The following is an 18134-nucleotide window of genomic DNA, read 5'->3' on the forward strand; positions in this document are numbered from 1 at the left end:
CAGCCATTTTCGGGGGAAAGACAGCGAAAGATATGAAATACGATTTGACCGTAACTATTGATAAGGCTTCAGGATTTTGTTTTGGGGTAGTGTATGCCATTGAAATGGCTGAGGATATTCTTTCAGAAGAGGATTTTCTGTATTGCCTGGGCGATATTGTTCATAATGATGAGGAAGTCAAAAGACTTACCGATATGGGATTACGTATTATTGATCATGATGAGCTTAAAGAACTCCGGGATGCCAAGGTATTAATTCGTGCACATGGTGAAGCGCCTTCCACTTACCAGCTTGCGCTGGAAAATAATCTGATCCTTATTGATGCCTCCTGCCCGGTAGTATTAAAACTGCAAAACAGGATCAAAAACTCTTACGATGACAAGGAACAGATATTGATTTTTGGTAAACATGGACATGCTGAGGTAATCGGTCTTCAGGGACAAACTGATGGGAATGCTATCGTATTTCAGGATCTTGCAGAGCTGGATTCAGTAGATCTGCCTGCTAAATTCACCTTATATAGCCAGACTACAAAAAGTACTGAGAAGTTTTATCATATCAAAGAGCAGTTGTTATCAAGAGGATACGAAGTGAAAGCTAATGATACTATCTGCAGGCAGGTTTCAAACAGGTACGAAGATTTGGAGAAATTTGTTGCTGATTTTGATAAGATCATTTTTGTATCCGGAAAGAAATCTTCAAATGGTAAAGTGCTCTATGAAGTTTGTAAGAAACACAATGCGGAGAGCTATTTTATATCAAAAAAAGAGGAACTCGATATCAGCTGGTTTACGCCGGGGGATAAAGTTGGGATCTGCGGTGCGACATCAACTCCGATGTGGTTAATGGAAGAAGTTAAAGCCAGTTTAGAAGCGCTTTAATATTTGAACATCATGAAAAAGTAATTATTATCAGACCGTTTCAGGACGGTATCAGCTTAATGTATATTTGTGTTTTAAAGCCTTCCGATAAATTATATCCGGAAGGTTTAGTCTATAATTATGGGAAAAAAGGGAGTATTGTTAGTGAATTTAGGGACACCGGATAGTCCGGAGGTTGGGGATGTAAAAAGATATCTCGATCAGTTTTTAATGGATGAACGGGTAATTGATATTAATGCCTTCAGCAGAACTATGCTCGTTAAAGGTGTTATTGTTCCTTTCAGAAGTCCCAAAACAGCGAAATTATACAAAGAGATATGGGATGAAAACGGGTCGCCTCTACTTTATTACAGTAAGATTCAGACTGCAATGGTACAGGAACAACTGGGTCCGGATTATCATGTAGAACTAGCTATGCGGTATCAAAATCCTTCTATCCCGGCAGCATTAGCTAAAATGAAAGCCGGACTTGTAGAGAGTATTCAGGTAATTCCAATGTTTCCGCAATATGCTTCTGCAAGTACGGGATCAGTAATTCAGTTGGTTATGGAATTGGTTAGCAAATGGCAGACTATTCCACCGGTTTCTTTTGTCAATTCCTTTCATGATAATCCCGGAATGATTGCCACTTTCGCCGATAATGCGAGAAAGTATCAGCCGGAAACTTACGATCAGATTTTATTCAGTTTTCATGGGCTGCCGGAAAGACAATTAATCAAATGTGATCATTCCCAAAGTCACTGTCTTAAATCTGCAGACTGTTGCCAGACGCTAACTGATGTTAATAAGTTTTGTTATTCTGCACAGTGCCACGATACCGCAAAACTTATTGCTGCCGAATTACAGATACCTTCAGCGCAGTATAGCGTTTGTTTTCAGTCTAGATTGGGTAAAGATCCGTGGGTTCAGCCTTACACAAGCGATGTCCTTAAGCAACTCGCCGCCGCCGGAAAAAAACGTCTGCTGGTATTTTGTCCTGCTTTCGTTGCAGATTGCCTGGAAACTTTATATGAAGTCACTGTTGAATATGGTGAGGAGTTCAGGAAACTTGGGGGCGAGGAAGTTCAGCTTGTGTCAAGTTTAAATGATAACCCGCAATGGATATCAGCACTGGTCAAAATGATAAAGGATAACCAAGGTGCCTAAATTAGCTTTTTGATCATGTTAATAATCTGCAGTGTAGACCCTGTATGCTGCTTTACATAGCTGGCAGCTTTTTTACCTGCCTGTTGATCTTTTTGCAGTATTTCAAATGCTGCAAAAAGATCATCTTTACCGGAAACGCTTTTGGCAGCTCCTATTGTTAAGAGATCTTTTGCTTCCTGAAATTTCTGATACTTCGGGCCGAATATAACCGGACTGCCAAATGCTGCGGCTTCTAACGTGTTATGAATCCCTGCGCCGAAGCCACCACCTATATAACTTATATCACCGTACTGATAAGCCGAAGACAGGAGCCCGATTGTATCTATAATTAATACCTTCGCTGCCTGTAAATCTGTATTCTCGTTTAGTTTTGTATAGTGTAAAGCGTCTGGGAAAAGTGCCGAAAGCTGTTTGATATGGGATTCATGAATTTCATGCGGTGCAATAATAAACTTCCAATCCTGAGCACGTTGCTGCAGAAATGCGATTAATTCTTCATCCTGAGGCCAGGTGCTTCCTGCAATAAATATTTTAGCATTCCCTTTAAATTCATCAATTTGTACAAACTGTTGCGGTGACGCAGCCTGTTCCGCAACGCGGTCGAATCTGGTATCTCCGCTAATGCTTACCGCATCAATTCCTAAATTATTCAGTAAAGACTTGCTTTCTTGATTTTGGACAAAAAAATGCGTAACATTCTTTAGGATATTCCGCTGAAATCTACCATACCATTTGAAAAAAATCTGATCTGGTCTGAAAATACCTGATATAAGCAATAATGGGACTTTATTAGCTTTTAGAACTTTAAAATAATGATACCAGAATTCATATTTGGTGAATATAGCGATTTCGGGATTGATGAGTCTGAGGAATGTCTCCGCATTTCTGTGTGTATCCAGTGGCAGATAATAGACGGCTTCGGCCAACGGATAATTTTTACGGATTTCAAAGCCGGAGGGGGAGAAAAATGTCATAACTATAGGCTTATCCGGATAAAGCTTTTTGAGCTCTTCGAGTACTGGCCTGCCCTGTTCAAATTCACCAAGCGAGGCGAAGTGGAACCAGATATGTTTACAATCTGCATTGGTTTTTCTGGCGATCAGTTCAAAGATGTTTTTCCGGCCGTCAATGAATAATTTAGCCTTTGGATTAAAGAAAGAAACTAAGTGTAAAAGCAAATTATAGAGCGAAATGCCAAAATTATAAAGCAAAAGCATTTTGTATGTTTATTTATTATCTTAGCCGAAGATACCTGAATAAATATTAAAAGCTTTAATATTATCGTTTTTGGTTTTTAAATTATTCAATCGGGTATAGATCAGATAACCATATATCTTTAAAAGTATAATTTATGAAAATAGCCGTAATCGGAACAGGTTATGTCGGATTGGTCACAGGAACCTGTCTCGCTGAGACTGGTAACACTGTTATCTGTGTAGACATCAATGAAGCTAAAGTGTTAAAAATGCAGCAGGGGATCATCCCTATCTATGAACCTGGACTTGACGTGCTTTTTCTTCGTAATATCGAGCAGAAAAGGCTGACTTTCACCATAGATCTTGCACATGCGATCAAAGATGCACAGATTATTTTTATGGCTTTGCCAACCCCCCCGGGAGGAGATGGCGCTGCAGATCTTTCCTATATATTAGGTGCAGCAAAAGACATCAGTAAACTGGTTACTTCCTATAAGGTGATTGTAAATAAATCAACGGTTCCTGTCGGTACTGCCGACTTGGTTAGCGCAGTATTTGCCGAAAATACGGATGTTGAAATTGATGTAGTTTCGAACCCCGAGTTTTTACGCGAGGGTGTGGCTGTTGATGATTTTATGAAACCAGACAGGGTTGTGATTGGTACGCGTTCCGAACGTGCACAGAAATTAATGGCAGAGCTGTATGGTCCTTATGTTCGTCAGGGGAACCCTATTTTATTTATGGATGAGAAATCTTCTGAACTAACTAAATATGCTGCAAACTCATTCTTGGCTACCAAAATTACTTTCATGAACGAGATCGCAAATTTATGCGAGAAAGTAGGTGCTGATGTTGATGCTGTCCGCAGAGGAATTGGTTCAGATGACAGAATCGGTAAACGTTTTCTGTTCCCTGGTATAGGATATGGAGGTTCATGTTTCCCCAAAGATGTACAGGCACTGGCGAAATCAGCTGAAGAGCACCAGTACGATTTTCAAATCCTGAAAGCTGTGATGGAAATTAATGAGAGACAGAAAACTGTATTGGTAGATAAAGTCTCCACCTATTATAAAGATGATTTAAAGGGTAAGCACTTTGCACTTTGGGGACTGGCATTTAAACCAGAAACTGACGATATCCGTGAAGCTCCGGCTTTATATATTATTGACGCTTTGGTGAGTAAGGGAGCGACCGTTACTGTATTTGATCCGGAAGGAATGGAAAATGTTAAAAATTTGATTGGTGATAAGGTCAACTATGCATCAAATCAGTATGAGGCTCTCTCCGGCGCTGATGCTCTGCTAATTGCAACTGAATGGTCGGTTTTCCGTAACCCCGATTTCGAATTAATGGAGACATCTCTGAAACATAAAGTCGTATTTGACGGACGTAATCTGTATGACTTGCAGAAAATGATAGACCTGGGTTATTACTATAACAGTATTGGCCGTAAACTAATAGATTAATGGAGCGTAAAAGAGTATTAATTACAGGTGCAGCAGGATTCCTCGGATCCCATCTGTGTGATAGATTTATAAAAGAAGATTATCATGTTATTGCGATGGATAATCTCATTACTGGCGATCTGCAGAATATTGAGCATTTGTTCTCGTTAGAGAATTTTGAGTTCTGCCATCATGATGTATCCAAGTACGTATATGTCCCGGGAAAACTGGACTATATCCTGCATTTCGCATCACCGGCAAGTCCTATTGATTATCTTAAGATTCCGATTCAGACTTTAAAAGTGGGATCACTGGGTACACATAATTTATTGGGACTCGCCAAAAATAAAAATGCGAGGATGATTATCGCATCTACTTCCGAAGTCTATGGTGATCCTAGTGTCAATCCACAGCCCGAAGAATACTGGGGTAATGTAAATCCGGTAGGGCCACGCGGTGTATATGATGAAGCCAAACGTTTTCAGGAAGCGATGACCATGGCTTACCATACTTTTCACGGTTTGGAGACGAGAATAGTGCGTATTTTTAATACCTATGGTCCGAGAATGCGATTAAATGATGGCCGTGTATTACCAGCTTTTATCGGGCAAGCACTTAGAGGTGAAGACCTTACCGTATTTGGCGATGGATCGCAAACCCGTTCGTTCTGTTATGTCGATGATTTAGTAGAAGGAATTTACCGCTTATTACTGAGCGATTATTCGCAGCCTGTAAATATTGGCAATCCTGATGAGATCACTATAGGGCAATTTGCAGAAGAAATTATCAAACTTACTGGTACCACACAAAAAGTTATTTATAAAGAACTGCCTACTGATGATCCTAAACAGCGTCGTCCGGATATTACAAAAGCCAGGGCGATATTAGATTGGGAACCTAAAGTTAATAGAGCAGATGGATTAAAGATTACTTACGAGTATTTCAAAAATCTTCCGGCGGAGGCATTGGTTAATAAAGAACATAAAGATTTTACCACATATAATCGTTAAATGGGAAAGATACTAGTAACTGGTGGCACCGGGTTCATCGGTTCTCATACAGCCGTAGAGCTGATTAATGCAGGATACGAAGTAATTTTAGTTGATGATTTTTCTAATTCGAATCCAAAGATTCTGAATCAGTTAGAGCAGATTCTTGGGGTTAAGCCCGAGTTTGCAGAATTAGACTTGTGTAATGAAAAAGCGGTCATTGAATTTGTCGCTTCACATCCTGAAATTACAGGAGTAATTCATTTTGCAGCATTTAAGGCCGTCGGAGAATCTGTGAAGGAGCCGTTAAAATATTACCGTAATAACTTTTACTCCCTGATTAACGTGATTAACGCTTTTCATAGTAAAGTTAAATTGGTCTTCTCCTCATCGTGTACAGTTTATGGTCAGCCTGATCAGTTACCGGTCACAGAAAATGCAGCAGTAAAAAAGGCCGAATCACCTTATGGTAATACTAAACAGATCGCAGAGGAAATTCTTGCCGAGACCTGTGCAGCCAATGCTGATTTACAGGTAATCTCTCTTCGTTATTTTAACCCGGTTGGTGCACATGATAGTGCGTTGATTGGTGAGCTTCCTATCGGAGTGCCGCAGAACCTGGTTCCCTTTATTACACAGTCTGCTATAGGTAAGAGAGGACCGATTACTGTTTATGGAAATGATTACCAAACTCCTGACGGTAGTGCAGTACGTGACTATATTCACGTTGTTGATTTGGCTAAAGCACATGTTGCAGCTATCAGAAGATTAGAAGGAGGAGATGCAGATCAGAATTATGAAGTCTTTAACCTGGGAACTGGTAAAGGAAGTTCAGTTTTGGAGATTATCAGTGCCTTCGAAAAATCAACAGGTGTAAAGCTTAATTATACAATCGGAGCAAGACGCGAGGGTGATATTGAGCAGGTTTGGGGTGATGTGAATAAATCTGCGGATCAGTTGGGCTGGAAGGCTGCGCTAGATGTTAATGAAATGATGAGCTCCGCCTGGAAGTGGGAGAATTACCTGAAAGATAACCCGTTTTAAATGCTTCTTAAAGATCAGAAAGAACTGAAAACTGCAATTACCGGACTTCCTGTTAAGGAAAAGGATAAGTTGCTGCTCAGACTGATTGCAAAAGATAAGGTGCTCACCGAGCACCTTCATTTTAAATTGCTGGAAGACCCTTCGGATTTGGAGTTGAGGCAGCAGGCTCTGGAGGAAGAAATAACCACTGCAATTCAAGGTTTGAAGTTCGGCGCTAAAGTGGGTTCCAGAGAGGCTTTGGTTTTACTCAGGCGATTAAACGGACGGGTTAATCATCATTATAAGGTTACTAAAGACCCGCAAACCGATGCAGAACTCCGCCTGTTATTACTGGAACTGATTCCTGTTGATTATAATGAAAGTGTTTTTTCATCTTTGGGCAAATATAACGAGAGATTAAAAACCTATTTTTTGAGGTCTGTACTGGCATTATACAAAAAGTATGTGAAGCTTCATGAAGATCTTCAGTACGACTTGAATGAAAAGATGAATTCAATTCTGGATAAAATCATCCGGGAACAACTCCATAAAACGGCGGCCGAGCTTGGTCTGCCAAATCAGGTTTAATAAAAAGCTAAATAAAACTATTATGAAGAAGATTCTAATTACCGGAGGAGCAGGTTTCATAGGCTCGCATGTTGTGCGACGATTTGTAAACCTTTATCCGGACTATCATATTCTAAATCTGGATAAATTGACATATGCCGGAAATTTGGCGAATTTGACTGACATTGAGCAGAAACCTAATTATCAATTCATCAAAGCAGATATCACTGACGCCGAAGCCATAAATGCTTTATTTGCTAAAGAGAATTTTGACGCTGTAATTCATCTGGCTGCAGAATCACACGTAGACCGTTCGATTATCGACCCTTCTGCTTTCGTAATGACGAATGTGATTGGTACCGTAAACTTGCTTAATGCAGCAAGAGAATACTGGAAAGGTGACTATGACAGTAAACGTTTTTATCACGTTTCTACAGATGAAGTTTATGGTGCCTTAGGGGAATCCGGTATGTTTATCGAAACTACAGCCTATGATCCGCACAGTCCTTATTCCGCGTCAAAAGCGGCATCAGATCACTTTGTCCGTGCTTACCATGATACATATGGATTGAATGTGGTGATCTCTAACTGCTCTAATAATTATGGTTCACACCATTTTCCAGAAAAGCTCATTCCGCTGGCGATTAATAATATCAAAAATAACCGGCCCGTTCCTGTTTACGGTAAAGGTGAAAATATTCGCGACTGGTTATGGGTTGAGGACCATGCCAGAGCTATAGATGTAATCTTTCATCAAGCTACCACCGGTGAAACGTATAATATTGGCGGTCATAATGAATGGAAAAATATTGACCTGATTCATCTTTTATGTAAAATAATGGATGAAAAGCTTGGGCGTGAACCTGGCGAATCCGCTAAGCTCATTACTTTCGTGACAGACAGAGCGGGACATGATCTGCGCTATGCAATTGATTCTACTAAATTACAGGAAAAACTAGATTGGGTACCAAGTCTTCAGTTTGAGGAAGGATTAGAGAGAACCGTTGACTGGTATCTGGAAAACGAGGAGTGGCTTAAAGACGTGACTTCAGGAAATTATCAGAAGTATTATGAGGGCCAGTACCACTCGAGATCATAAAAAATAAGCCGCTGATCTGGCTCATAAATTAGTTAGAAAGCCTGAAGACTTTAATCATTTAGAGAAAAGTCTTCAGGCTTTTTTAGGCGATTATTATTCGTACCTCAATGCTTCAACAGGATCTAATCTGGATGCCTTCTTAGCAGGGTAATATCCAGATACAACACCAACAAGGACACATAATCCGAATCCGCCAATGATAAATAACCAGGGGATAATAAATGCTCCGCCCATCATTAGTGAAATCGCATTGCCTAGTAGTATTCCGAATAAGATTCCCATTCCGCCGCCCATCAGACAAATTACTACAGCTTCGATGAGGAATTGTTTACGAATCACAGAAGGGTTAGCGCCAATGGCTTTACGGATTCCAATCTCGCGCGTTCTTTCAGTAACAGAAACCAGCATAATATTCATTAATCCTATAGAGGCTCCAATTAAAGTAATTACACCAATTGCTACCCCACCTATTGCGATGAATGCAAGGTTCTCAAATAACGTCTGAGCGACTGCATCGCTTTTAGTGATCTCGAAATTATTAGGTTCTTTTATTTTTATTTTACGAATATTCCGGAACTCAGCTGTCGATTCACCAATCACATTATCCATTAGGTTAGCATTAGGTACAATAACAGATATTGTATACGACGGATTTGAGCCGGTATTAATCACTTTTGCCTTGTAGATAGGAATATATACTGCCCGGTCTGTACTCATCCCCATACTTGAACCTTTGCTGGCCAGCACGCCAATTACTTTTAAGCGATGGTTACCCACCGTAATGATTTGGTCAATAGGGGAGGCCTTTTTAAATAATGAGCTACTGATTTCACTTCCGATTATACAAACATTACTTCCTTGGCTAGCTTCTGTCTGGCTGATGTTTCTACCAAGACTCAGATCAAGTCCCTGAGCTGCTAGTCCATTTTCATCAATACCGCGCATCAGAATATTTGGATTTGTCTTTTCCTGATTATATTTTGCTGTTGCACCACTTGTAGCGACAACGCTGATAGTCACAGTTGCGGGTGCCTGTAATCTTTCTTTGAAATTTACAGCGTCTTCATAACGGATGGAATTGAATGGTTTCGGCCCTTGTCCCGGGCCCCCGATTCTAATTCCCGTACCGCGGTTACGGATAGTGAACGAGTTGGCTCCCATGTTAGAGAATGCATCAGTCATACTTTTTTTAACCGCGTCCAGTGTAGTTAGAATACCAACCAATGCAGTAAGACCAATTGCTATAATCAAAGCGGTAAGCATAGTCCGCAGGCGGTTACTCTGGATGGACTGCAGCGCAAGTCTCACGTTTTCTGTATAAGTCATTGGTTCGGGTATAAGGGTAGACCAAAAATAAAAAGTCCCGTTGTTTAGACAACAGGACTTCTGAAATGTTACAAGTTTTGGTCGTACTAAACCGAAAAACTTGTACCACAACCGCAGGTACTTTCAGCATTAGGGTTGCTGAAGGTAAAACCACGTGAATTCAATCCATCTTGCCAATCTACCTGCATCCCTAAAAGATACATCTGATGTGCTTTATTCATGAAAACTCTAATTCCATTGATTAAAAATTCCTGATCTCCATCTTTTTTCTGATCAAACCCAAGCAGGTAGCTCATTCCTGAACATCCACCGCCCTCTACACCTACACGTAAGCCAAAGTCCTCTGCGATTTCCTGCTGATCTCTTAATTTTATCAATTCTTTCAATGCGGTTTCAGTAAAAGAAACTGGTGCAAATGTGGTATCAACTGTACTCATGATCTTGTCAAATTTGGGGTCCTAAATTACCGGTCCTCAAGACTGGTTTATACACAAAGATAGGAACAAATGAAGGAATCTGTATCCCTAAAAAAAATGCTGGGTCAATTTGATGTAAATATTACTCAGGCTCCTGAATATTCTGCGAAAATTCCATCCAGTTTTATTTCCGAAGCTCCTTTTGTAATGCCTGCATGCATTCAAGGCATATAAACCTTAAAATAATAAAAAATAGGAGTGGAGTTTACTGATTTAAAGGTTAATATAAAGTTATCCACATAAAAAATTTAGGTTAGGCAGGGTATGCTGCTGCTGATTAAGCAGTTACTAAATAAATGATATTTTAGTTTTTTTTGTTGATAATTTTTTCAATATTCGATCTCCGGGAAAGCGCTAATAATAAGGTCGTTCCCGTCTCTTAAACCAACAAATTTTAGTATACCTATGGAAAAAACGTGTACCGAAGTATGGAAAAACTGTCTTCAGATCATAAAGGACAATATCCCGACCCAAAGTTTTAAAACCTGGTTCGAACCGATCTCTGCCCTTAGACTGGAAGGCAATGTTTTAACCATCCAGGTGCCCAGTTTATTCTTCTATGAATGGCTCGAAGAACACTATGTCGGGCTGCTTCGCAAAACGGTAAAAAAACAGTTGGGTGAGCAGGGAAGACTGGAGTATAATATTGTGGTTGACCAATCTTCCAACAGCGGGTCTCCATACACTACGAATATGCCTTCTAATGGAAATGGCGCTGCGGCAAAATTGCAGGCCATGCCTATTCCCGTTTCGATCAATAAGGATATCAAAAATCCATTTATTATACCGGGGCTTAAGAAACTTAATGTAGACCCACAGCTCAATTCCAGTTATACATTTGAGAATTACATTGAGGGCGATTGTAATCGTCTTGCCCGTTCAGCCGGTTTTGCAGTTGCCGGAAAACCAGGGGGCACCTCATTTAATCCCCTCATGATCTATGGAGGGGTGGGTTTAGGAAAGACGCACCTTGCACAGGCAATCGGTAACGAAATAAAGCGCAGTTCACCTGATAAACTGGTTATATACGTCTCTTGTGAAAAATTCTGCCAGCAGTTCGTAGATTCACTGAAGAATAACTCTATTAATGATTTTGTTAATTTCTATCAGGCAATGGATGTTATCATTATGGATGATGTGCATAATTTCGCCGGAAAAGAAAAAACCCAGGATATCTTCTTTCATATTTTTAACCACCTGCATCAGACCGGAAAACAAGTGATACTCACTTCGGATAAATCACCGAAAGATCTCGCAGGTTTGGAAGAGCGGTTGTTAAGCAGGTTTAAGTGGGGGCTGTCGGCAGATCTGCAAATTCCAGATCTGGAAACCCGAATAGCTATTCTAAGGATGAAAATGTATGCAGATGGTATAGAACTGCCTCAGGAAGTGGTCGAGTACGTTGCGAATCATATTGATAACAATGTACGGGAGCTGGAAGGGGCAATGGTGTCTTTGCTGGCGCAGTCAACATTGAATAAGAAAGATATAGATCTGAATCTGGCCAAACAGATGTTAAAAAACTTTATTAAGAATACGACGAAAGAAATCTCAATGGAGTATATACAGAAACTGGTTTGCGATTACTTCGAGGTTCCCATTGAGATGGTAAAGTCAGCCACCCGGAAAAGAGAAATAGTACAGGCGAGGCAAATATCTATGTATCTATCCAAATCCCATACTAAGTCTTCTTTAAAATCTATTGGTGCCTTTTTTGGTGGCAGAGACCATTCTACTGTAATTTATGCGTGTCAGACCGTAGAAGATCTTATTGAGACGGATAAAAAGTTTAAAAACTACGTTCAGGATATCCAGAAGAAGCTAAAAATGAGTTAAAAACCTATAGCTTTAAGTTTGAGCAGTCCGTAGAACAAAGCTGAGCTGTGGAGTGCCTGAGCGATTTGGTTGTTTTCCAGTAATACTTTTACCTCTTCAATGGTATACTCCTCTACATTCAGGATCTCATGTTCATCCAGATGCTGTGCATGTGTCTTTACACCTCCTGTCAGCAGATAGGTGAACGTTCTGTTATTCGATGTGGCAGGATTAGGGTACAGGGTAGCAATCAGTTCACAATGAGTAAATGAATAACCGGTTTCTTCCAGTAGCTCCCGTTTGACACCATCTTCTGGCTTTTCACCCGGATCTATTACGCCACCCGGGATTTCCAGGGAAACCAGGTCTGCTCCATGGCGATATTGTCTGACCATGATGATTTTATTGTCGGAAGTCAATGCCACGGCATTAGCCCAGTCTGGATATTCCAGAACATAATAATCATCTTTAACAGTTCCGTTTTGCAATTTACAGGTGTCTACTCTTAAGGTGGCCCATTTTTCACGAACCAGATAACGGCTGGAGAGTTTCTCCCATTTTAATATTTCCATTTTGTGTAAGCTAATCTGAACCGTTAAATGTATTTGGATTCAGCGGTATTCAGAACTATAAAAAAGGAGTCTCTGTAAGAGACTCCGGGGAATGATTTATAAATAAGTTTTTAAAGTTTGCTGACGTCCGATGTTCAGCATATTAATGATCTGATGATTCCTTTCGAGATAGCTGTAGATCAGCAATAATTTATCTGCAAGCTCTTTTTGTCCTGGTTTGTCTTTCACATCCGGGTCAATCCGGAGAAATAAAAGTTGGGACAGCATGTCCAATTTTTCAGGACTAAAGTTTTTCTCTTTCAGAAATTCATTAAAATCAGCGTTTCCACTTTGTAGCAGGTCTGTATAGAGGATTCCAAAATCTTTTTCCAGCAATTCGTCCATCTCTTGTTCCAACTGCAGGCCTTTATCTTCCTCCTTCAAGCCGATAAGTCTTGATAATGCGAGACTCAGCTTCTGAATCTCAGCAAGTAATAAATCGCGTCTGAACATTACCAGCTGCCACTACTACCACCACCGCCGAAACTACCGCCTCCAAAACCTCCGAAGCCGCCACCGCTACTACCGCCGCCGCCCCAGTTGCCACCAGAACCACGTCCGCTGCTGCCACCCATTAGCATACCCCAAAGCAGAGCATTGCCTACACCTCTGCCGTCAATGACCTGGCTTCCGCCACCGCCACCTCCGCGTTTAATCAGAATAATGATCACAATGATAATTACCATAAGGATAAAAGCACTTGATGCCCCGCCTTTTTGAGCAGCCTTAGGCTTATCATTCTTATATTCTCCTTTAGTGTATTTAATAACTGCAGTTGTACCTGCATCCAGGCCTTCGTAATAATTACCGGTCTTAAAATAAGGCTTTATTTCATATTCAATAATTCGTTTGGTGATAATATCAGGTAGGGAACCTTCCAATCCGTAACCAGTTTGCATTGCGATCTTACGATCTCCGACTGCAACGACTATCATTAAACCATTATTATTTTTCGCTCCACCAACGCCCCAGGCCCTGCCTAGTCCTAATGCATATTCATTGATGTCATATTCGCCAACGCTTTTTACAATAGCAATAGCAATCTGTGTAGATGTGGAGTCGTCGAAAGCTACCAGTTTGTTTTCCAGTGCCTGAATCTGTGATGCAGAGAGAGTACCAGTATAATCGTTAACCAGTTTGTTCGGTTTGGCGGGGTATTCCTGAGCATGGAGAACTGTACAGGACAGAATCAGAAACAGGGCCGCGAGTATTCTTTTCATTCAGTATATATAAGTTTTGCTGATTACATGCAGGGCATCACAGCAGGTTTGTATCGTCTTAAGCTAATGTTCTGCAGGTTTCTGATCGAGGAAAATGATTTCATTGGGTATTTCATTGATATCATCATTTCCACTCGGAAAATAGGCAGCCATTTTTTCGCCCGCAAGTTTCACACCAGCGATTAAGCCGCTTGCGATATTTCCGCTGGCAAAATGAGCACGCATAGCAATCTGGGTAGTTTCCCAGAAGTCGGCAGGTACCTTACGATGAATACCTTTGTCGCCTATTATGGCAAATTTATGATCGACATAGGCCAGGTAGATTAACACACCGTTATGTAGTACGGTTTTATCCATTTCCAGTTTAGAGAAGTATTCAGTAGCGCGTGAGAATGCATCGTCTTTACAATGTTTCTCCATTGCAATCCTGATTTCGCCGGAAGTCAGCTGTTCTGCCTCACTGATCGCTGCGGTAATCAATTCTTGTTCTTGTTCAGTTAATAATGGCATAATTATATAATTAAACACATAAGGGTAATATCTGCACTTCTTAGAAATGCAGATAATACCCTTAATCTTTATTGGTGATTAAAATTCTACTTTAGGCGCATTTTCTGCACCAGCTTCGGCTTTAAAGCCAGCTTTTTGCTTAAATCCGAACATACCTGCAGTCAGGTTATTAGGGAAAGATCTTACTTTTACATTATAAGCCTGTACAGCATCATTGAAGTCTTTACGGGCAACTGCAATTCTGTTCTCAGTCCCTTCCAGTTGTACGGATAAATCCGAAAATTGCTGAGTAGCTTTTAATTCAGGATAGTTTTCAGTCAATACCATTAATCTGCTTAAAGCCTGGCCGATCTGTCCTTGTGCTGCCTGAAACTTTTCAATATTCTCAGGTGACAGGTCATCAGGGTTTACTTTAATCTGACTAGCTTTGGAACGGGCTTCTACAACAGCTGTTAATGTACTCTGCTCAAATTTGGCGGCACCTTTTACAGTACTAACGAGATTTGGAATTAGATCAGAACGTCTCTGGTACTGAGTTTCTACCTGATTCCATTTTGTTTTAACATTTTCATCCAGATTAACCATGGAATTATACCCACAGCTACTGAACATAGTTGTAAAAAACAAAGCTGCAATGACTACTAATACTCCTCTTTTCATTTTTATCATTTTTTGGTTTAATAGTGTTAATATACATATTAGAACTCAATTTCTATTCCTTTGTTACAATAGAGGACTAAAACCTGACAATTCTTTATGAAACGCAGATTATTTGAATTTAACTCGCCTGATCTGGCAATTATCCGCAGTTATGTCAGGTGAAATTTTATAAATTCTCATTTACATATTCTTTACATTTGCAGCAGTTCAGGATAAAAACCTGACCAGACTATGCAAAAAGATATTGAAATCACTATTAATCCTTCCGATTCCGGTAAGGACGATATTATACTGGATAAAATTCTTGTTCTTCTTAAAATGCCTGCAGCACGTATTCAGGGTTTTAAAATACACAAGAGATCTATAGATGCCAGATCGCGTAATGTTATATTCCGTTTGCAGCTTAAAGTTTATATTGATGAGCCTAAGCCTGCAGAAGCATTTAACATTCAGTACACTAAAGTTGACGGTAAAAAAAAGGTAATTATAGTGGGCGCTGGTCCGGCAGGTCTTTTTGCCGCTTTACAATGCATTGAGAATGGAATGAAACCTATAGTATTGGAAAGGGGCAAAGATGTAAAACAACGTCGGCGGGATCTGGCAATGATCAATAAACAGGGACTGGTGAATACAGAATCTAATTATTGTTATGGAGAAGGAGGAGCCGGAACCTATTCCGACGGCAAGCTCTATACCCGCTCTAATAAAAGAGGAGACATCAATAAAGTTTTACAGCAGTTTGTTGCCCATGGTGCAGATGAAGATATCCTGATCGACGCAAGACCTCATATTGGCACCAATAAATTGCCACAGATAATTACAGCTATCCGGGAAACAATATTAGAGGCTGGGGGAGAAGTCCATTTCGGACAGCAGGTGACCGACTTTATAATTGAAAACGGAAAAATTAAAGGTGTCATAATTAACGGGGAGCTCCAGCTGGAAGCTCAGGCGGTAGTGCTGGCAACAGGTCACTCGGCCAGGGATATTTACACTTTACTGGACAGAAAGGGCATTCTTGTAGAGGCCAAACCATTTGCTTTAGGTGTACGTATTGAGCATCCTCAGGAGATAATTGATGCAGCGCAGTATCATTGTCCAGTAAGAAGTGAATTTTTACCCCCCGCTTATTACAGTCTGGTGGAACAGGTTGGGGCAAGAGGTGTATTCTCATTCTGTATGTGCCCAGGTGGGATCATCGCACCCTGTGCGACTCATCAGGAAGAAATTGTTGTGAACGGATGGTCACCATCTAAAAGAAATAACCCTTTTGCTAACTCGGGAACTGTCGTGCAGGTAACCCTTGACGATGTACCAGGTACAGATCCGCTGCGGATGATGAATTTTCAGGCTGAGATAGAAAAAAATGCATTTACAGCCGGCGGTGGAAATCTTGTGGCACCTGGTCAGAGAATGGTAGATTTTGTTGAAGGAAGAGTCTCTGCTGACCTGCCTGTAAATTCTTATTTACCTGGAACTAAAAGTGTAATGCTTAAAGATATCCTTCCCGGATTTGTTGCAGATAGTCTTAGAAATGCACTGCCTCTTTTCGGTAAAAAAATGCATGGATACTATACCAATGAGTCGATTCTGGTTGGAGTAGAAAGCCGAAGCTCTTCACCGGTTCGTATTCCACGTGACAGAGAAACTTTTCAGCACCCACAGGTGGAAGGTTTATTTCCATGTGCTGAGGGAGCTGGTTATGCAGGTGGTATTGTTTCTGCTGCTATAGATGGTGTAAATTGTGCAAATGCTATTATGAAATTGATTTAAACATTTTTCGTTATAAATTAGTTGTCCATTAAATTATAGAAGATCATGAAACAGACCTTAATTATAGGAGCCACTCCAAATCCCACCAGATACGCATTCAAGGCGGCAAGTATGTTGAAAGCCAAAGGTCACGAGATTATTAATGTGGGTATAAAATCCGGAATAGTGGCGGGAGTAGAAATCGAGAAACCGGGAAATGTTCATGCTGATATCCACACAATAACTTTGTATATAGGACCTGAACATCAACCGGAATACTTTGAATATATTCTTCAGACTAATCCGAAGCGTGTTATTTTTAATCCTGGTACTGAAAATGATGAACTTGAACTTTTGCTCAGGGAAAATGGAATTGAGGCTTTAAATGCCTGCACACTTGTATTATTGGCCACTGGACAGTATTAATAGTTTCTGTAACCTTTATATTCTTTTTGATGAGCATTTGCTATAATTTTAACCATTGCGTTTTTGGTTAACTGGTATAGTTTGATCAGATATTACCCCGGTATTCCGGCTTCCTCTTTTATTCGCGATATCATTTTTATGATAACTGCGCTACTGATTGTTCTGCATTCGATTAAGTATCATCATCAACAGAGTCTTAAAGCGGTGCAGAATTATGATACTGTTTTCCGGAACAGCCTTATCCCTTTTGTATTTTAGATAAAGAGACGTTAATATTTCTCGCTGTGAATGAAGCGATGACCAGATTATATGGTTATTCCGAAAATGAACTTTTGAATTTGACAGGATATGACGTTTGCCGGAATCACAAACGGCGAGTGTCATTGAGTTTGATTGATATGCTTGAATCTTTTTCTAAAGACGTGGATGATGTATTGACGAAAGTTAATGTGGAGACGGTCAACTGCCTGGCGAATATTGATGATAAAGCTGATTAAAGCTTTGGTCGTGTTATGATTGGCTATTATTAAGGTGTTATTCGGCTGAAGCCTGGAAACGAACGAAGAAAAGGTGAAGTTAACCCGAGGTTGACCCGAACGGGAATATTTCCGGCCATACTTACTTTAAGCAGGTTCTTGATCTTCGATTTACTGTGTACCGATAAGGGCGAGCGAATCCTGATTGAGGTTCAGAAGAGCAAACAAGAGAATTTCTTCTACCCACAGTGAACCCACACGCTACCCATAAGAATAGCTTAAATCGTAGGTAGTTTGTGGGGGATTAAATAGTAATAAGGCTTTCAGCGAGTAAGATGAGCAGATAACTTATATATATACTATAGTTTATAATCTCATCGATCATGGTCACATTGTTCTTTTTGATTTGTTTACGAGTGCAATAATGATTTTTGCCTCTTAATAAATTATAAACGGCTGGTTGAAGAATTGAAATGTTTGGTGTCTATGTGGTTTTTACCAGATTTCTGAGGAGTC

The 18134-nt window shown here is 40.3% G+C and carries 19 protein-coding genes; 11 read left to right on the forward strand and 8 right to left on the reverse strand.

The features are described 5' to 3' along the window. The first annotated feature begins 32 nt into the window (after window positions 1–32). Both BM192_RS17665 and hemH read left to right on the forward strand, forming a co-directional pair. Window positions 33–881, forward strand: coding sequence for a 4-hydroxy-3-methylbut-2-enyl diphosphate reductase (locus BM192_RS17665; RefSeq protein WP_037439613.1), 849 nt, complete (start codon window positions 33–35; stop codon window positions 879–881). 120 nt (window positions 882–1001) lie between these two features. After that, complete coding sequence (gene hemH / locus BM192_RS17670) at window positions 1002–2027, forward strand: ferrochelatase (protein ID WP_037439611.1); 1026 nt, start codon at window positions 1002–1004, stop codon at window positions 2025–2027. On the opposite strand, the gene BM192_RS17675 is transcribed toward hemH, so the two are convergent. After that, a complete protein-coding gene (locus BM192_RS17675; RefSeq protein WP_037439609.1) occupies window positions 2024–3244 on the reverse strand; it encodes a 3-deoxy-D-manno-octulosonic acid transferase in 1221 nt (406 codons plus the stop codon). The two genes, hemH and BM192_RS17675, sit on opposite strands and share 4 nt — an antisense overlap. Window positions 3245–3378: 134 nt before the next feature. On the opposite strand from BM192_RS17675, the gene BM192_RS17680 reads away from it, so the two are divergent. From BM192_RS17680 to rfbB, 5 genes are read left to right on the forward strand one after another with little or no spacing between them, the layout of a single operon-like run. Beyond that, window positions 3379–4689: a UDP-glucose dehydrogenase family protein gene (locus BM192_RS17680; RefSeq protein ID WP_037439606.1), complete on the forward strand. Its 1311-nt coding sequence runs from the start codon at window positions 3379–3381 to the stop codon at window positions 4687–4689. Beyond that, the gene (locus tag BM192_RS17685) at window positions 4689–5678 is read left to right on the forward strand and encodes a UDP-glucuronic acid decarboxylase family protein (RefSeq protein ID WP_037439604.1); all 990 of its coding nucleotides are present in this window, start codon (window positions 4689–4691) and stop codon (window positions 5676–5678) included. Before BM192_RS17680 ends, BM192_RS17685 begins: the two co-directional genes overlap by 1 nt. After that, the gene (galE, locus tag BM192_RS17690; protein WP_037439602.1) at window positions 5679–6701 is read left to right on the forward strand and encodes a UDP-glucose 4-epimerase GalE; all 1023 of its coding nucleotides are present in this window, start codon (window positions 5679–5681) and stop codon (window positions 6699–6701) included. It begins immediately after the preceding gene. Then, window positions 6702–7268: a hypothetical protein gene (locus BM192_RS17695; protein ID WP_037439600.1), complete on the forward strand. Its 567-nt coding sequence runs from the start codon at window positions 6702–6704 to the stop codon at window positions 7266–7268. Window positions 7269–7290: 22 nt separating this feature from the next. Further along, window positions 7291–8346: a dTDP-glucose 4,6-dehydratase gene (rfbB, locus tag BM192_RS17700; protein ID WP_037439598.1), complete on the forward strand. Its 1056-nt coding sequence runs from the start codon at window positions 7291–7293 to the stop codon at window positions 8344–8346. Between the two features lie 93 nt (window positions 8347–8439). Here rfbB and BM192_RS17705 read toward each other — a convergent pair whose 3' ends face one another. Then, a complete protein-coding gene (locus BM192_RS17705; protein ID WP_037439596.1) occupies window positions 8440–9672 on the reverse strand; it encodes an ABC transporter permease in 1233 nt (410 codons plus the stop codon). A gap of 86 nt (window positions 9673–9758) precedes the next feature. Beyond that, complete coding sequence (locus BM192_RS17710) at window positions 9759–10109, reverse strand: HesB/IscA family protein (RefSeq protein ID WP_037439595.1); 351 nt, start codon at window positions 10107–10109, stop codon at window positions 9759–9761. Window positions 10110–10553: 444 nt separating this feature from the next. On the opposite strand from BM192_RS17710, the gene dnaA reads away from it, so the two are divergent. After that, entirely contained in the window at window positions 10554–11984 is a 1431-nt protein-coding gene (gene dnaA, locus BM192_RS17715; protein WP_037439593.1) for a chromosomal replication initiator protein DnaA, read from the forward strand. Here dnaA and BM192_RS17720 read toward each other — a convergent pair. The 5 genes from BM192_RS17720 to BM192_RS17740 all read right to left on the reverse strand — a co-directional run bounded on the left by BM192_RS17720 (window position 11981) and on the right by BM192_RS17740 (window position 14964). Continuing rightward, window positions 11981–12535 carry an NUDIX hydrolase gene (locus BM192_RS17720; RefSeq protein ID WP_170844863.1) on the reverse strand — a complete coding sequence of 185 codons (555 nt, stop codon included), beginning with the start codon at window positions 12533–12535 and terminating at the stop codon, window positions 11981–11983. The two genes, dnaA and BM192_RS17720, sit on opposite strands and share 4 nt — an antisense overlap. Before the next feature lie 96 nt (window positions 12536–12631). Further along, a complete protein-coding gene (locus tag BM192_RS17725; protein WP_037439591.1) occupies window positions 12632–13027 on the reverse strand; it encodes a hypothetical protein in 396 nt (131 codons plus the stop codon). Continuing rightward, on the reverse strand, window positions 13027–13794 hold the full coding sequence (locus BM192_RS17730) for a TPM domain-containing protein (protein ID WP_037439589.1): 768 nt from the start codon (window positions 13792–13794) through the stop codon (window positions 13027–13029). Before BM192_RS17730 ends, BM192_RS17725 begins: the two co-directional genes overlap by 1 nt. 63 nt (window positions 13795–13857) lie before the next feature. Further along, entirely contained in the window at window positions 13858–14304 is a 447-nt protein-coding gene (locus BM192_RS17735; protein WP_037439587.1) for a TPM domain-containing protein, read from the reverse strand. Window positions 14305–14382: 78 nt separating this feature from the next. Further along, entirely contained in the window at window positions 14383–14964 is a 582-nt protein-coding gene (locus BM192_RS17740) for a LemA family protein (RefSeq protein WP_037439724.1), read from the reverse strand. 231 nt (window positions 14965–15195) lie between these two features. Between BM192_RS17740 and BM192_RS17745 the strand changes: the two genes are divergently transcribed. The 3 genes from BM192_RS17745 to BM192_RS20785 all read left to right on the forward strand — a co-directional run bounded on the left by BM192_RS17745 (window position 15196) and on the right by BM192_RS20785 (window position 17639). Continuing rightward, window positions 15196–16737, forward strand: a complete 1542-nt coding sequence (locus tag BM192_RS17745) for an NAD(P)/FAD-dependent oxidoreductase (protein ID WP_037439584.1) — start codon at window positions 15196–15198, stop codon at window positions 16735–16737. Between the two features lie 45 nt (window positions 16738–16782). After that, window positions 16783–17142 carry a CoA-binding protein gene (locus tag BM192_RS17750; RefSeq protein WP_037439582.1) on the forward strand — a complete coding sequence of 120 codons (360 nt, stop codon included), beginning with the start codon at window positions 16783–16785 and terminating at the stop codon, window positions 17140–17142. Between the two features lie 296 nt (window positions 17143–17438). Continuing rightward, complete coding sequence (locus BM192_RS20785) at window positions 17439–17639, forward strand: hypothetical protein (protein ID WP_139218459.1); 201 nt, start codon at window positions 17439–17441, stop codon at window positions 17637–17639. Window positions 17640–18134: the final 495 nt, after the last annotated feature.

The organism is Pedobacter antarcticus (assembly GCF_900112985.1).
GTDB classification, from domain to species: domain Bacteria; phylum Bacteroidota; class Bacteroidia; order Sphingobacteriales; family Sphingobacteriaceae; genus Pedobacter; species Pedobacter antarcticus.

Coding starts and splice junctions, on each gene's coding strand:
- BM192_RS17665 (WP_037439613.1), top strand. CDS start 33: ATGAAATACGATTTGACCGTAACTATTGATAAGGCTTCAGGATTTTGT.
- hemH (WP_037439611.1), top strand. CDS start 1,002: ATGGGAAAAAAGGGAGTATTGTTAGTGAATTTAGGGACACCGGATAGT.
- BM192_RS17675 (WP_037439609.1), bottom strand. CDS start 3,244: ATGCTTTTGCTTTATAATTTTGGCATTTCGCTCTATAATTTGCTTTTA.
- BM192_RS17680 (WP_037439606.1), top strand. CDS start 3,379: ATGAAAATAGCCGTAATCGGAACAGGTTATGTCGGATTGGTCACAGGA.
- BM192_RS17685 (WP_037439604.1), top strand. CDS start 4,689: ATGGAGCGTAAAAGAGTATTAATTACAGGTGCAGCAGGATTCCTCGGA.
- galE (WP_037439602.1), top strand. CDS start 5,679: ATGGGAAAGATACTAGTAACTGGTGGCACCGGGTTCATCGGTTCTCAT.
- BM192_RS17695 (WP_037439600.1), top strand. CDS start 6,702: ATGCTTCTTAAAGATCAGAAAGAACTGAAAACTGCAATTACCGGACTT.
- rfbB (WP_037439598.1), top strand. CDS start 7,291: ATGAAGAAGATTCTAATTACCGGAGGAGCAGGTTTCATAGGCTCGCAT.
- BM192_RS17705 (WP_037439596.1), bottom strand. CDS start 9,672: ATGACTTATACAGAAAACGTGAGACTTGCGCTGCAGTCCATCCAGAGT.
- BM192_RS17710 (WP_037439595.1), bottom strand. CDS start 10,109: ATGAGTACAGTTGATACCACATTTGCACCAGTTTCTTTTACTGAAACC.
- dnaA (WP_037439593.1), top strand. CDS start 10,554: ATGGAAAAAACGTGTACCGAAGTATGGAAAAACTGTCTTCAGATCATA.
- BM192_RS17720 (WP_170844863.1), bottom strand. CDS start 12,535: ATGGAAATATTAAAATGGGAGAAACTCTCCAGCCGTTATCTGGTTCGT.
- BM192_RS17725 (WP_037439591.1), bottom strand. CDS start 13,027: ATGTTCAGACGCGATTTATTACTTGCTGAGATTCAGAAGCTGAGTCTC.
- BM192_RS17730 (WP_037439589.1), bottom strand. CDS start 13,794: ATGAAAAGAATACTCGCGGCCCTGTTTCTGATTCTGTCCTGTACAGTT.
- BM192_RS17735 (WP_037439587.1), bottom strand. CDS start 14,304: ATGCCATTATTAACTGAACAAGAACAAGAATTGATTACCGCAGCGATC.
- BM192_RS17740 (WP_037439724.1), bottom strand. CDS start 14,964: ATGAAAAGAGGAGTATTAGTAGTCATTGCAGCTTTGTTTTTTACAACT.
- BM192_RS17745 (WP_037439584.1), top strand. CDS start 15,196: ATGCAAAAAGATATTGAAATCACTATTAATCCTTCCGATTCCGGTAAG.
- BM192_RS17750 (WP_037439582.1), top strand. CDS start 16,783: ATGAAACAGACCTTAATTATAGGAGCCACTCCAAATCCCACCAGATAC.
- BM192_RS20785 (WP_139218459.1), top strand. CDS start 17,439: ATGACCAGATTATATGGTTATTCCGAAAATGAACTTTTGAATTTGACA.